The organism is Paraburkholderia bengalensis (genome assembly GCF_037126505.1).
GTDB classification, from domain to species: domain Bacteria; phylum Pseudomonadota; class Gammaproteobacteria; order Burkholderiales; family Burkholderiaceae; genus Paraburkholderia; species Paraburkholderia bengalensis.
In genome coordinates, this window is sequence record NZ_JACFYJ010000272.1 from 1 (window position 1) to 825 (window position 825).

An 825-nucleotide genomic window follows, 5' to 3' on the forward strand; every position below is an offset into this window, starting at 1 on the left:
TCGCTCTCTTCTCACGCCCGATTCAAGGAGATTCACCATGACCTCGCTGACCATCAAAGACCTCTCGCACAACGAAGAACTGTCCGTCGAATCGCTCGCTTCCGTGCGTGGCGGCAGCAACTACAACGTCGGCAACACGAACGCCGCATACGGCGGCGGCTTCGCCAGCCCGGCTGTCGTCGTGGCGCCCGTCACGCAGACCGACACGAAGGTCGTGATCCCGACGATCCAGAACTTCGGCGGCGCGCAAGCTGTGCTGTAAATCGCGCAAACGGTTCGCTCTCTTCTCACACTCGCTTCAAGGAGATTCATCATGACTTCGCTGACCATCAACGATATTTCGCATAACGAAGAACTGTCCGCTGAAACGCTCGCGTCCGTGCGTGGCGGCAGCAACGTCAACGCCTTCAACACGAATGCCGCATTCGGCGGCGGCTTCGCCAGCCCGGCTGTCGTCGTGGCGCCCGTCACGCAGACCGACACCAAGGTCGTCATCCCGACGATCCAGAACTTCGGCGGCCTGCAGCTGGTCAAGTAAAGCAACAACATACGGGAGAGCCGCAGACAGTGCGTGCTCTCCTCCTCGCAACACGCCTAACCAGGAGCTTCACCATGGCCTCGCTGACGATCACCGATCTCTCGCATCACCAGACACTCTCCAACGATGCACTGTCTGCAGTGCGCGGCGGCAGCAACTACAACTTTGGCAACGTGAACACGGCCGTCGGCGGTGGATTTGCCAGCCCGGCTATCGTGGTGGCGCCCGTCATCCAGACCGAGACGAAGATCGATATTCCGACGCTGCAGAATTTCGGCGGCTTGCAG

The 825-nt window shown here is 60.2% G+C and carries 3 protein-coding genes; all 3 read left to right on the top strand.

Annotation, left to right across the window (positions count from 1 at the left end; genetic code table 11):
• The first annotated feature begins 37 nt into the window (after window positions 1-37).
• Window positions 38-262 carry a hypothetical protein gene (locus H3V53_RS43180; RefSeq protein WP_336603039.1) on the top strand — a complete coding sequence of 75 codons (225 nt, stop codon included), beginning with the start codon at window positions 38-40 and terminating at the stop codon, window positions 260-262.
• A gap of 51 nt (window positions 263-313) precedes the next feature.
• Window positions 314-538 (top strand): hypothetical protein, encoded by a 225-nt coding sequence (locus tag H3V53_RS43185; protein WP_054920552.1) that lies wholly within the window; start codon window positions 314-316, stop codon window positions 536-538.
• 74 nt (window positions 539-612) lie between these two features.
• On the top strand, window positions 613-825 hold a 213-nt coding region (locus tag H3V53_RS43190; RefSeq protein ID WP_336603040.1), incomplete at its 3' end, for a hypothetical protein.